This is a genomic window from Aminobacter sp. Y103A (assembly GCF_030294925.1).
GTDB lineage: Bacteria > Pseudomonadota > Alphaproteobacteria > Rhizobiales > Rhizobiaceae > Aminobacter > Aminobacter ciceronei.
In genome coordinates, this window is sequence record NZ_AP017986.1 from 2,683,546 (window position 1) to 2,695,946 (window position 12,401).

General features: G+C 63.7%; 15 protein-coding genes. 7 read left to right on the forward strand and 8 right to left on the reverse strand.

The window, feature by feature from the left end:
• The first annotated feature begins 32 nt into the window (after positions 1-32).
• Positions 33-353 (forward strand): 2Fe-2S iron-sulfur cluster-binding protein, encoded by a 321-nt coding sequence (locus tag Amn_RS13110; protein ID WP_067962523.1) that lies wholly within the window; start codon positions 33-35, stop codon positions 351-353.
• An 81-nt stretch (positions 354-434) separates the two neighbouring features.
• Positions 435-1,463, forward strand: coding sequence for an NAD(P)/FAD-dependent oxidoreductase (locus tag Amn_RS13115; protein WP_182573860.1), 1,029 nt, complete (start codon positions 435-437; stop codon positions 1,461-1,463).
• 18 nt (positions 1,464-1,481) lie between these two features.
• On the opposite strand, the gene Amn_RS13120 is transcribed toward Amn_RS13115, so the two are convergent.
• Positions 1,482-2,096 (reverse strand): DUF922 domain-containing Zn-dependent protease, encoded by a 615-nt coding sequence (locus tag Amn_RS13120; protein ID WP_154386063.1) that lies wholly within the window; start codon positions 2,094-2,096, stop codon positions 1,482-1,484.
• 152 nt (positions 2,097-2,248) lie between these two features.
• On the opposite strand from Amn_RS13120, the gene folP reads away from it, so the two are divergent.
• The 3 genes from folP to folK are packed head-to-tail and all read left to right on the forward strand — an operon-like array spanning position 2,249 to position 3,970.
• Positions 2,249-3,097, forward strand: a complete 849-nt coding sequence (folP, locus tag Amn_RS13125) for a dihydropteroate synthase (protein WP_286297602.1) — start codon at positions 2,249-2,251, stop codon at positions 3,095-3,097.
• A gap of 5 nt (positions 3,098-3,102) precedes the next feature.
• Positions 3,103-3,462: a dihydroneopterin aldolase gene (gene folB / locus Amn_RS13130; protein ID WP_154386061.1), complete on the forward strand. Its 360-nt coding sequence runs from the start codon at positions 3,103-3,105 to the stop codon at positions 3,460-3,462.
• Positions 3,446-3,970, forward strand: coding sequence for a 2-amino-4-hydroxy-6-hydroxymethyldihydropteridine diphosphokinase (gene folK / locus Amn_RS13135; RefSeq protein WP_154386060.1), 525 nt, complete (start codon positions 3,446-3,448; stop codon positions 3,968-3,970). Before folB ends, folK begins: the two co-directional genes overlap by 17 nt.
• A 9-nt stretch (positions 3,971-3,979) precedes the next feature.
• Here the strand turns inward: folK and Amn_RS13140 are convergent, their stop codons facing one another.
• Both Amn_RS13140 and Amn_RS13145 read right to left on the reverse strand, forming a co-directional pair.
• Complete coding sequence (locus Amn_RS13140) at positions 3,980-4,633, reverse strand: hypothetical protein (RefSeq protein ID WP_154386059.1); 654 nt, start codon at positions 4,631-4,633, stop codon at positions 3,980-3,982.
• Positions 4,630-4,929, reverse strand: coding sequence for a DUF3572 domain-containing protein (locus Amn_RS13145; RefSeq protein WP_154386058.1), 300 nt, complete (start codon positions 4,927-4,929; stop codon positions 4,630-4,632). Before Amn_RS13145 ends, Amn_RS13140 begins: the two co-directional genes overlap by 4 nt.
• Before the next feature lie 214 nt (positions 4,930-5,143).
• Between Amn_RS13145 and Amn_RS13150 the strand changes: the two genes are divergently transcribed.
• Positions 5,144-5,515 (forward strand): response regulator, encoded by a 372-nt coding sequence (locus Amn_RS13150; RefSeq protein WP_067962504.1) that lies wholly within the window; start codon positions 5,144-5,146, stop codon positions 5,513-5,515.
• Positions 5,516-5,545: 30 nt separating this feature from the next.
• On the forward strand, positions 5,546-6,919 hold the full coding sequence (locus Amn_RS13155) for a PleD family two-component system response regulator (RefSeq protein WP_154386057.1): 1,374 nt from the start codon (positions 5,546-5,548) through the stop codon (positions 6,917-6,919).
• A 436-nt stretch (positions 6,920-7,355) separates the two neighbouring features.
• On the opposite strand, the gene rpmG is transcribed toward Amn_RS13155, so the two are convergent.
• From rpmG to rnr, 5 genes are all read right to left on the reverse strand, one after another.
• Positions 7,356-7,523: a 50S ribosomal protein L33 gene (gene rpmG / locus Amn_RS13160; protein WP_019173400.1), complete on the reverse strand. Its 168-nt coding sequence runs from the start codon at positions 7,521-7,523 to the stop codon at positions 7,356-7,358.
• Between the two features lie 117 nt (positions 7,524-7,640).
• Positions 7,641-8,783: an MFS transporter gene (locus tag Amn_RS13165; protein ID WP_182573884.1), complete on the reverse strand. Its 1,143-nt coding sequence runs from the start codon at positions 8,781-8,783 to the stop codon at positions 7,641-7,643.
• A 47-nt stretch (positions 8,784-8,830) separates the two neighbouring features.
• A complete protein-coding gene (locus Amn_RS13170; RefSeq protein WP_067962500.1) occupies positions 8,831-9,571 on the reverse strand; it encodes an NUDIX hydrolase in 741 nt (246 codons plus the stop codon).
• A 73-nt stretch (positions 9,572-9,644) separates the two neighbouring features.
• Positions 9,645-10,082 (reverse strand): DUF983 domain-containing protein, encoded by a 438-nt coding sequence (locus Amn_RS13175; protein ID WP_286297639.1) that lies wholly within the window; start codon positions 10,080-10,082, stop codon positions 9,645-9,647.
• A gap of 2 nt (positions 10,083-10,084) precedes the next feature.
• Entirely contained in the window at positions 10,085-12,400 is a 2,316-nt protein-coding gene (gene rnr / locus Amn_RS13180) for a ribonuclease R (protein WP_286297641.1), read from the reverse strand.
• Position 12,401: the final 1 nt, after the last annotated feature.

Genomic DNA, 12,401 nt, shown 5'->3' on the forward strand with positions numbered 1-12,401 from the left:
TATCTGCCGTGTGACCTATTTCGGGAACGAGCATGACCAAGCTGACTTACATAGCCCATGATGGCACGCGTTTCGAAGTCGAGGCCGAGAACGGCTCGACCGTGATGGAAAATGCGATCCGCAATGCCGTGCCGGGCATCGAGGCGGAATGTGGCGGCGCTTGCGCCTGCGCGACCTGCCATGTCTATGTCGATGACGCATGGACGGCGATCGTCGGCGAGCCCGAGGCAATGGAAGAAGACATGCTCGACTTCGCCTACGAGGTCCGGCCGTCGTCGCGCCTTTCCTGCCAGATCAAGGTTCGCGACGAACTCGACGGCCTGGTTGTCTCCATTCCCGAGCGCCAGGGCTGACGTTCCCAACTTGGCCTTGCTTGGCATGACAGCTGTTGTCATGCACATTTTCGAAATGCGTGCGTCAGCGGCGAGGTGGCCTTGAGCGACATCACCACAACCGACGTCCTGATCATCGGAGCCGGGCCGATCGGCCTGTTTGCGGTGTTCGAGCTCGGTCTCTTCGACATGCGCTGCCACCTTATCGACATTCTCGACCGCCCCGGCGGGCAATGCGCCGAGCTTTATCCGGAAAAGCCGATCTACGACATTCCCGGCTATCCGGTGATCGGCGCCCAGGAGCTGGTCGACAAGCTTCTGGAACAGATCGCGCCATTCAAGCCCGGTTTCACCTTCAACCGGATGGTGACTGCGCTGGAGCGGCTCGAGCATGGCAGCTTCCGCGTCACGACCGACGAGAATGAGGTGTTCGACGCCAAGGTCGTGGTGATTGCCGCCGGCGGCGGCTCGTTCCAGCCCAAGCGCCCGCCGATCCCTGGCATCGAGGCTTATGAGCAGGCCAGCGTCCGCTATGCGGTTCGGCGCATCGAGGATTTCCGCGATCAGGAGGTGGTCGTCGTTGGCGGCGGGGATTCCGCGCTCGACTGGACGCTCAACCTGGAGCCGGTGGCCAGACGCGTCACGCTGGTCCATCGGCGTCCGGAATTCCGTGCCGCGCCCGACAATGTCGGCAAGATGCATGCGCTGCGCGATGCGGGCGCCATCGACCTTGTGATCGGCCAGGTTTCAGGCCTGTCAGGCGAGGACGGCATATTGCGCTCCGTCACCGTCAAGGGAGCGGATGCCGAAACCGAGGTTGCCTGCACGCGGCTGCTGCCGTTCTTCGGCCTGACCATGAAGTTGGGGCCGGTGGCAGAATGGGGCCTCCATCTTCACGAGAACCAGATCCCGGTCGACACCGAAAAATTCGAAACGTCGGAGCCGGGAATCTTCGCCATCGGCGACATCAACTGGTACCCGGGCAAGCTCAAGCTGATCCTGTCGGGCTTTCATGAAGCCGCGCTGATGACGCAGGCTGCCAAACACATCATCAGCCCCAAGGAACGCGTCGTGTTTCAATACACGACGTCGTCGACGAGCCTGCACAAGAAGCTCGGCGTTCCTGACTGATTTGCAGAGGCCTGGCCCTCAGTTCTTGAGCTTGCCGGCGTCGATGCGCTCCAGCCGGTAGCGCAGCAGCCTGACGATCCGGCTTTCGAAATTGATGCCTTCGATGCGGTCGAATTCCTCCTGTGCCCGGTCATGGGCATTGAGGATGCGGTTGCTCGTCGCCTTTGCCTTGGTGGCGGCGATGTCGCAGCTCTTCTGCTTGCCGATCGCCCTCAGCGCCTGTTCCAGTTCACGGGCGTGGTTCTTGGCAATGACGACGTGGCTTTCCTCGTGGCGCTTGATGTCGGAAGACAGCGTGTTCCAGATCAGCTTGACGTCCTGGGCTGCCTTGCCGTTCTGGCGCCAGCGCGGCAGGATCACCTTGGCCTTGACGGTGACCTGGGCCGAGACGATGGCGCAGCCGCCCTTGACCTCGGCGTAGCCGATGCGGCTGGTGAATTCCATCTGGGTTGCGCCCGGGTGCCTGCCGCCGGTGCTCTTGACCTCGGGCCCGCGCGTCATCAGCTGCTGCTCGATCTCGTCGAGCGTTTTGCCGGTGATGGTGAAATAGCTGTAGGATTTGGACACAGTTGCCGCCTGAACGGGTAGGCAAATGCCTCCAGCGAGTAGGGCGGCCAGGAAGAGTTGCTTCATTAGTTGCCTCTTGGCCTACCTTGCGTTAGGGGCGATGGCGGCGCAACGGAAATCGGATCGTGCCGCTGATGTGACCGTGCAGCGAGTTGAAGCTGCAAGCGTTGATATTTCGTGACGTGGTCTGTGCTCTGGAATTGTTTTGTGGCGACGGCATGACCGGCAAACGATGGCAACTGGCGCATGGGCGCCAACTCGACCTCGGCGACAGGGCGCTTGTGATGGGCATCCTCAACGTCACGCCCGACAGTTTTTCCGACGGCGGCGCGTTCGATGCGCCCGAGCGCGCGCTCGCACAGGCGCGCCGCATGGTCGCCGAAGGGGCCGTGATCATCGATGTCGGCGGTGAATCCACCCGCCCGGGCGCAGCACCTGTTTCTTCAGCCGAAGAGCAGGATCGCGTGCTGCCGATCATCGCCGCACTCGCCCGATCTGGCGATACACTGATCTCCGTCGACACCTACCGCGAGGAGACAGCGCGGCTCGCCGTTGCCGCCGGCGCGCACATCGTCAACGATGTCTGGGGCGCCCAGCGCGAGCCAGGTATTGCCCGGGTCGCAGCCGACACCGGGGCAGGGCTGGTGCTCATGCATACCGGACGCGAGCGCGACAAGCTGCCCGACGTGATCGACGACCAGTTGCTGTTCCTGCGCCGTTCGCTGGAGATCGCCCGGGAGGCCGGTGTCCAGGACGCTCAGATCGTGCTCGATCCGGGCTTCGGCTTCGCCAAGGATGCGGACGAAAATCTCGACCTGATGGCGCGTTTTTCGGAGCTGAAAGGGCTCGGTTATCCGCTGCTCGCCGGCACCTCGCGCAAGCGCTTCGTCGGCCATGTTACCGGGCGCGAAGCAGCCGACCGTGACGCGGGGACGGCGGCGACGAGCGTCATACTCCGCCTGCAGGGCGCGGATATATTTCGCGTCCATGATGTCGCAATCAACGTGGACGCGCTGGCATTCGCAGATGCTATGCTGGCGCGACAGACCAACCTGCCGGGACGCTGACCCAGATGTACCTTATCCGTATGAAAAACTGCGCCTTCTTCGCCCGGCACGGCCTGTTCGACGAAGAAGAGGCACTTGGCCAGCGCTTCTATGTCGATGCCGAGCTGACGGTCGATCCGTCGCGTCCGCTGGAGGACGATTCGATGGACAGCACCGTTGACTACGGCGTTGCCTTCCAGGTCATCGAAAAGATCATTACCGGCCAGCGGCGCTTCCTGATCGAGGCGCTGGCGCAGGAGTGCGGTCGCGCGCTCGCAGCGCGTTTCCCGCAGATCAAGCGGGCCGAAATTACGGTCCGCAAGCCGAATGCGCCCGTGCCCGGCGTCCTCGATTACGTAGAGGTGACCGTTGTCTGGCCAGGTTGAGGAGCGCGGCTTTCTCAGCCTCGGCGGCAACCTGGGCGACCCAGCGAAGTCGATGGCGTCGGCGCTGCACATGCTCGACAGTTCCGGCGGCACGCGCGTTGTGGAAGTCTCGTCTCTGCACCGCACGCCGCCTTGGGGCAAGGTCGATCAGCCCGATTTCCTGAACGTCACCGCCGAAGTCGCTACCACGCTCGCGCCGCTCGAACTGCTGAAGCTCTGCCTCGAGCTCGAGCGGCGGCTGAAACGCGTGCGCATCGAGCGCTGGGGCCCGCGCCTCATCGACATCGACGTGCTCCTGCTGGGCAACAGCAATGTCAGCGATGTCGGACTTGAGATACCGCATCCGCGCATGCTCGACCGTGCGTTCGTCATGGTCCCGCTGGCTGAAATCGCGCCGAATCTCATGCTGGCAGGCAAGTCGGCGGCCGAATGGGCCGCCAGGCTCGACAGCGAAGGCATCGAGAGGCTCGACACCGGCCGCAACTGGTGGCGCAATCTCGGCGAATAGTCAGTGAGACTAGAGACCCAAGGCCGTGGCGATCTTCGGCGCGGCCTGGGACCAATCGTCCTCGATGACGATTCCGTCCGGCAGCGGCGGCAGAAATGCACGCATTTCACGATAGGACATCAGGTTGAACAGATGCGCGTCGGCGACGGCGTCGCGCACCGAGACCAGATTGTGCGGAATGTCGTCGACGAAGGCGACCCTGCGGCTGGTTTCGCCCCGCAACAGCCGCAGCGCGGGGCCCTTGGCCCTTTCAGTGGTCAGAAGCGGGTAGGGGAAACCCAACGCATCGAGATGCCGGCGCCTGATGTCGCGGTGGCGATGCGGCATCGCGGTCAACAGTACCACTTCCGCGCCTGCCGCGAGCCCCGCCACCGCATCGGCAGCGCCAAGTGCCGCCGTCTGCCATTCGCTCTGGGCATGAAAGAAACCGTCGAGCTGCGCCGACACCGCTTCCTGGTCCAGCGGGATCTGTGTCTTCACGTTGATGATGTTGCCGGTCAGCTTGAACGACCTGGCCGAGAAGGCCAGCCCCTGCGCATCGAGGAAGCGCATGAAGGGCACCATGAATTCGAGCAGCACCTCGTCGACGTCGAGCACCAGCAGCGGCCTGGTGTCGCGGGCCAGTTCGGCGATCTGCCGTGCTGTTTCGGGATCTTCGCTCATGCGGAACGCTCGTGATCGTCATTGCCAAGGGGAAGGGCACGCAGGGCGCTGCCTATTTCGCCCGGCGCGATGCCCACTTCCTGCGAGAAGCGCAGCAGCGTCGGCTCATGGGCGAGAATGAAGTTCAGGACGCCGGCCAGGAAGCCGGGCTCCTGCGCAGCTCGGCGGATCTGGTGCGCCTCGATGCCTGATATGGCCAGGAAGCGCGGCAGGAGTTCCGCGTCGGAGGCGACGAAGCCAAGTGCCTGGACTGCCAGCGCTTCGGCGCTTTCCTGCGATTGTTGGTTCTTCTGCATACTGGTGTTCGCCCCGATCGACCTCTGTCGGGAGTAACCGCAAGCAGCCATCGCGGCAACCGCTAAAGCGGTCGCGCAACCATCCGTGATTTGGCTTCGGTGTTTTACGTTTCGTAATGTTCTTGAGTTACGGTCGGATTCGGGGTTGGTGTGCGCATCCGGCGCGCAACAGGATTGCCGCGGGCCTGTGGCGAGCAATCGGGACGGAATTTCTATGGTCAAGAAGGTGATGATCGTCGAGGACAACGAGCTCAACATGAAGCTCTTTCGCGACCTCATCGAGGCAAGCGGCTACGAGACCGTGCGCACGCGCAACGGGCTCGAAGCGCTCGATCTTGCACGGAAGCATCGGCCGGACCTCATCCTGATGGATATCCAATTGCCCGAGGTCTCGGGCCTCGAGGTCACCAAATGGCTGAAGGAGGATGACGACCTCCACACCATCCCCGTCATTGCCGTCACCGCATTCGCCATGAAGGGCGACGAGGAGCGGATCAGGCAGGGCGGTTGCGAAGCCTACATTTCCAAGCCGATCTCGGTGCCGCGCTTTATCGAGACGATCAAATCCTATCTGGGCGATGCCTGATGTGCTCGCCGGCTCGCTCGAGGGACTAGCATGACAGCGCGCATCCTCGTCGTTGACGACATACCGGCCAATGTGAAGCTGCTCGAAGTCCGGCTTCTCGCCGAGTATTTCGAGGTGCTGACCGCCTTCAATGGACCTGATGCCATCGCCGCCTGCGAGGACGGCAAGGTCGATGTCGTGCTGCTCGACGTGATGATGCCCGGCATGGACGGTTTCGAGGTATGCCGCCGCCTGAAGGCCGATCCGGCAACCGCCCACATTCCCGTCGTCATGGTCACTGCGCTCGACCATGTCACCGACCGCGTGCGCGGCCTTGACGTCGGCGCCGACGATTTCCTGACCAAGCCTGTCAACGACCTGCAACTGATCACCCGCGTCAAGAGTCTCGTCCGTCTCAAGGTGCTGACCGACGAGCTCAGGCTGCGCGCCTCGACCACCCACAGCATCGGCATGGACGAGCTTCTGGCCCGATCCGACCTGGTCCGGGGGGAACTGCCGAAGGTCCTGCTCATCGATGAGCAAACGTCTTCCGCTGCTCATATCTGCGCGCTGCTGGATGGCGCCGCCGACGTGCAGTTGGCTGCCGATCCGCAGTCGGGGCTCTTCAACGCGGCCGAAGGTGCCTATGAGTGCATCATCGTGTCGTCAGGGTTTTCCGCGTTCGATCCGCTCAGACTGTGCTCGCAGCTCAGGTCGCTCGACCGCACGCGCTCGCTGCCGATCGTACTGCTGGTCAACAAGGAAGAGGACGACCTTACCGTTCGCGGACTCGAACTCGGCATCAACGACTATCTCGTGCGGCCGCTGGACAGGCAGGAGCTGATCGCGCGCCTGCGCACCCAAGTGCGGCGCAAGCGCTACAATGACGAGCTCAGGCAAAGCGTCAGCCAGACCATTGAGATGGCCGTGACGGATGGCCTGACCGGTCTGCATAACCGCCGCTACCTCGACAGCCACCTGCCGCGGCTGGTCGAACGTGCGGCTGCCCGTCGTCGACCGCTGTCGCTGATGATCACGGACCTCGACCGCTTCAAGCGCATCAACGACACGTTCGGCCATGACGGCGGCGACGAGGTCCTGCGTGAATTTGCACGGCGCGTGAAGAAGAGCGTGCGCGGCATTGATCTCGCTTGCCGATTCGGCGGCGAGGAATTCGTCATCGTGATGCCGGATACCGAAGGCGCGCTGGCCGAGATCGTTGCCGAACGCATCCGCTCCGAAATCGCCAGGACGCCGTTCAAGGTCGGCGGAACCGAGCAGGGCGTGTCGGTGACGGTCAGCGTCGGCGTCTCGGCGCTGGTCATGGAAGGTGACACGGTTGCCGGGCTGATGAAGCGCGCGGATCTGGCGCTTTACGACGCCAAGACACGTGGTCGCAATCGCGTGGTGGCGCGAGCGGCCTGAGCCGCAGTACGGCTTCACGGTCAAGCGCGTTAAGCTCAATCGTTTACCTTAACCCGAGCGATTCGCGAGCCGTGGTTAAGAAAGTGTTGATTTTCAAGCGATCTTGCGCGACTGTGAGATCGAGAAGAAGGACGGGCGCCGGCACGAGGAGCACAGGCCGGATGCCCTATCGATACCCCATGATGCTCAGGTCCGCCGCATCTCCTGGGTCCGTGGGGTCGGCCGGCCGGCACTGGCACATAGTGGCCTCCTCGTACCGCTGCCAGACGCCGACCGGCCCCCTATCTCGAAATCATCCCGTTTTGACTGAGTATGGGGCAGGCGGCTTTCCGTGTGTCCTTCGATGCGTTGGCGCAAGCCGCCGTGCGGTAGACAGTCCTGAAAACGAAAACGCCACCCGATGGGCGGCGTTTTGGAATTCCTGGAGGCAACAAGATTACTTGATCTTGGTTTCCTTGAATTCGACGTGCTTCTTCGCAACCGGGTCGTACTTGCGGAACGACAGCTTTTCCGTCTTCGTGCGGCTGTTCTTGCTCGTCACGTAGAAGAAACCGGTGTCGGCGGTCGACAGAAGCTTGATCTTGATGTTTGCAGCCTTGGCCATGATTCTCGTCCGTTAATCGTCTGGAGTTGCACCCGCCTCAGGACGGGAAAACAACCCGGACGCGGAAAACCTGCGGGACACATAAAGAACGCGCCCGGAAAGTCAAGCCTTGGAGCGCTATCGGCTCGCTTTCGCGGCAATTCGGCCCAGTCCGATGGCGATGTAGCCGCCGAAGAACACCGCCAGCGCCCAGCCGAATCCGTTCGGGCCGAAGACGTCCATGAAGATGCCGATCACCTGCGGCCCAAGGATCATGCCGAGGCCGTAGCAGAAGATGAAGGCGGCGTTGGCCGAGGCCAAGTCGCGGCCTGATAGCTGTGCGCCGAGATGCGCGAGGCCGACGGTGTAGAGTGCCGCCACCACGCCGCCCCAGACAAACAGCATGCCCGCCATCAGGTGCCAGTTGATGGTCAACAACGGCATCGCCAGCGTTCCGCCCAGACCGACGAGGGCGCAGATGAGCAGCAGGATGCGGCGATCGCCGATGCGGTCGCTCAGCATGCCGATCGGAATCTGCAGCAGGAAATTGCCGAGCCCGATCATGGTCAGCAGCATCGCTGCCTCGCCCTCGCTGTAGCCGATGCGCTGGCCGTAGATCGGGAAGAGGGCGAAGCCGCCTGTTTCCACCGCACCGAAGACGAGAACGGCGGCGGTCGCTGTCGGCACGATCCAGATGTAGCGGAAGAAGCCACCCTTGCCGCCTTCGGAGACGATCCTGGGGCTTTCGCTGCGCGCCAGCAAGACGGGAATCGCGGCGATCATGACGAAGGCGAAGGTCAGGCCGAACGGCAGGAAGCCGCTGCTGCCGATCTGCGAGAACAGCCATGGGCCGGCGGCGAAGCCGAGCGAAAGCACGGTGGCATAGATGCCGAGCACTAGGCCGCGCCGATGTGGCGGAGCACAGGTGCTGATCCAGAATTCCGACAGGATGAACAGCACTGTCAGCGCGAAATGCAGCACGGCCCGCAACGGAAACCACATCCAGAAGGACTGGGCGAAATAGAAGCCGACGAAGGCTACGGCGCCGGCCAGAATCATCGCCAGCATCGTCCAGACGACGCCGAAGCGCATGGCGATCGGCGTCGCCAGCGGGGCGGCGGCAATCGAGGCGATGCCGGCGACCGCCGTGTTGAGGCCGATCATCGAGGAGGAATAGCCGCGCGATTCGAGAATCACGCTCAACAGCGGTATGCCCAGCCCAATGGCGATGCCGACGACGCTGATCGAGGCAATGGCCGCTGAAATCGCGCGCCAGTGCACGCGTTCGACGTTTTCAGCCTCCTGAACGGTATCGGTCATGCAAAGCCCTACAGGATGTCGCGGCGGAAGTGTTGGGCAAGCATGCGGTAGAATGGCACCTCGCCACCCGGCTGGAGACCGGGATCGACAGCTAGCCGCTGCCTCAGGTCGCCAAGCACCGACTGGGTGATCGCCGGAATGTCGGCCTGCATGGCATCTGCCAAGGGCAACCAGATCAGTTCCTCGAGCTCGTTTGTCGGTCCGCCCTGAGGCAACTCGACCGCGACGTCGCTGCGCCAGGCGGAGAGGAAGCGTGTGTCGAAACGCCTGACCCGGCCGGGAGGGGTCACCGCGCGCGCGATGAAGCGCAGGCAGCCGAGCGCAGGCGCGACGCCATGCTCGGCAAAGCCTTGCCAGTCGGCCTTGGTGGTCGAGAACGGGCCGCGCCGGCCGATCAGAAGCCCTGCTTCTTCGTAGGTTTCGCGAACAGCCGAAAGCGCAATCGCCCGTGCGCGCGCGACGCTGACCCGGCCGGTGCCGGCGCGCAGCTTGTCCTGCTCGTCGGGATGGAGCTCTTCGGCCACCTTGATGCGGCTGTCTGCCGGGTCGGTGCGGCCGCCGGGAAAGACGAACTTTCCGGGCATGAAGGCATGCTTCATGTGGCGCCGGCCCATCAGCACCAGCACGTCGTCGCCCTTGCGGTCGAGCAGGATCAACGTCGCCGCGTCGCGCGGACGCAAGGGGGCTGGTCCTTTGGCCATTTCCCTGGCTTCGAGCCTGTCGAGGTCTGCTTTGCTAATGCCATCCATCGCGGCTGTCCTAACGGAATGTCGGGTTGGACGGAAGCACTTGCTTGCTCTTGGGCATTGCGCCAGCGCGGGGTCAGGCCTCGGGATGCGTTTCGATCACGTCTTCTTCGCCGCCGAAGCCGTGCATGTAGAGCGCCCATTGCATGCCGACCACGGCGCCCTTCATCGGGCGCAGCAGCGCGAGCGCGGAAACGATGGTCAGCGGTACCCAGATCAGCAGATGCTGCCATAGGGCCAGCTTGCTGGTCGCCTCGACGCCCATGAAGGCGCCGACGACGATGTGGCCGACGATGACAACCACGAGATAGGCGGGCAGGTCGTCGGCGCGATTATGGAAAATCTCCTCGTGGCAGACTTCGCATCTGTCGACAGTCTTGACGAACGACGCAAACAGCCGGCCTTGGCCGCAGTTCGGGCACTTGCAGAGCAGGCCCCGCTTGATCGCTTGCCAGACCGGCCGAGGTTCACGCGCAACCTTGTGGTGGTTGCCGCCGAATACCTGCTCTTCCATCGTCATCTCCTGCCGCGAGGTCCTCGCCGTGGCTGGGAGGCGCGGGCACGCGTTCGTTGCCCCTTGGTCTTGTGGAAGGACCGCTTGGAACCGGGCAGGGGCTTCGGTTCGGTCAGCATCTCGAAGCGCATGGCACCCGCCAGCGGCGCGATCTCGACCAGCTTGACCTCGACACGGTCGGCGAGCTGGTAGCCCTTGCCGGAGCGTTCGCCGAACAGGGCGCGGGCTGCTTCGTCGAAATGGTAATAGTCGTCACCTAGCGATGACACCGGGATGAAACCATCCGCGCCATATTGCGGCAATTGGACAAATAGTCCCGCCTTGACGACGCCGGAAATGCGCGCCTCGAATGTCTCGTCGACGCGCTCGGCCAGGAAACCCGCGACCAGCCTGTCGACGGTCTCGCGCTCTGCTGCCATGGCGCGGCGTTCCGTCTGCGAGATCAGCCCGGCGGTCTCTTCCAGCCGCGCTTCCTCCTGGGGCGTCAGGCCGCCGGCACCGAGGCCGAGCGACCCAATCAGCGCGCGATGCACGATGAGGTCGGCATAACGGCGGATCGGCGAGGTGAAATGCGCGTAGCGGCGCAAATTGAGGCCGAAGTGACCGATATTGTCGGGATTGTATTCGGCCTGGCTCTGCGAACGCAGCACCACCTCGTTGACGAGCTGCTCATTGTCGCCGCCGCGCACCTGCTCGAGGATGCCGTTGAACTGGCTTGGACGCATCGCGGCCCCACGCGCCAGCGACAGGCCGATCGTCTGCAGGAATTCGCGCAGCGATTCCTGCTTGGCCAGCGAAGGGCCGTCATGGATGCGGTAGACGAGCTTCTGCTTCTTGTTCTCCAGCGTCTCGGCAGCCGCGACGTTCGCCTGGATCATGAACTCTTCGATCAGCTTGTGGGCGTCGAGGCGATCGGGAACGATGACGCGGTCCACCGTGCCGTCCGGCTTGAGCAGGATCTTGCGTTCGGGCAGGTCGAGTTCGAGCGGCTGGCGACTGTCGCGGCCGCGCTTGAGCACGTCATAGGCGGCCCATAACGGCTTGAGGACGGTCTCCAGGATCGGCCCGGTCTTCTCATCCGGGATGCCATCGATGGCGGCTTGCGCCTGCGGATAGGCGAGGCGGGCCGAAGACCGCATCATGATGCGGTGGAAGGCGTGCCTGATCTTGCGGCCCTCGGCCGAAAACGTCATGCGCACGGCCAGCGCCGGGCGGTCGACACCTTCGCGCAGCGAGCACAGATCGTTGGAGATGCGCTCGGGCAGCATCGGCACGACGCGGTCGGGGAAGTAGACCGAGTTGCCGCGCTTCAGTGCCTCGTTGTCGAGCGCCGTGCCCGGACGGACATAGGCTGCCACGTCGGCGATAGCGACGGTGATGATGAAGCCGCCGGGGTTCTTCTCGTCGCTGTCGGCGACGGCATAGACGGCGTCGTCGTGATCCTTGGCGTCGGCGGGGTCGATGGTGACCAACGGCAGCTCGCGCCAGTCCTCGCGCTTGCCGTCTAGCGTCGCCGGTTTCACGGCCTCGGCTTCGGCGATCACGTCGGCGGGGAATATGTGGGGAATGTCGTGGGCATGGATGGCGATCATCGAGACCGCCTTCTCATTGGTCAACGAACCCAGTACCGAGACCACCTTGGCGCGCGGCAGGCCGTAACGGCTGGCCCGTTCCGGCACCACTTCGACCAGATCGCCGTCCTTGGCGCCGTTGTGGTGGTCCTTGTCGATCACCAGCTCGGGCTGGCGGCGTTCAACCGGCTCGATGCGGAAGCTGCCGTCCTTGAGGATGCGGAAAATGCCGAGCGCCGTGTCGGCGCGCTTCTCGAACATCTTCATCACGCGGGCGGTGTAGGCCGGCTCGTTGTCGTCGATATGATCGTCGACGGGGAAGGTCTTGGCCAGCACGCGGTCGCCGACGCCGGGCACAGGTCCATTGCCGCTGCGCGACAGCTTGATGGCCACGATCGGGCCGTCAGGCTGTTCGGAGGCGCGGGCCAGAAGCGTGCCTTCGGCGTCGCGGCCAAAAATGTCGAGCACGGCGACATGCGGCAACGCGCCGGCGCGGGTCAGGCGCTTGCGGCTCTTTTCCAACAGACCTTCGTCCTGCAACTCGCGCAGCAGGTGCTTCAGCCAGATGCGGTCGTCGTTCTTGAGCGCAAAGGCCTTGGCGATGTCGCGCTTGCCGCTGCGGTCAGGATTCTCGGCGATGTAGCGCAGAATCTCGTCCCGCGACGGCCGGTAGACGTCCTTGCCACGGACCTCGTCGCTTGCGGCGCGTCTGGTGCCGGCATTTCGTCCGGAAATCTTTCGCGCCACG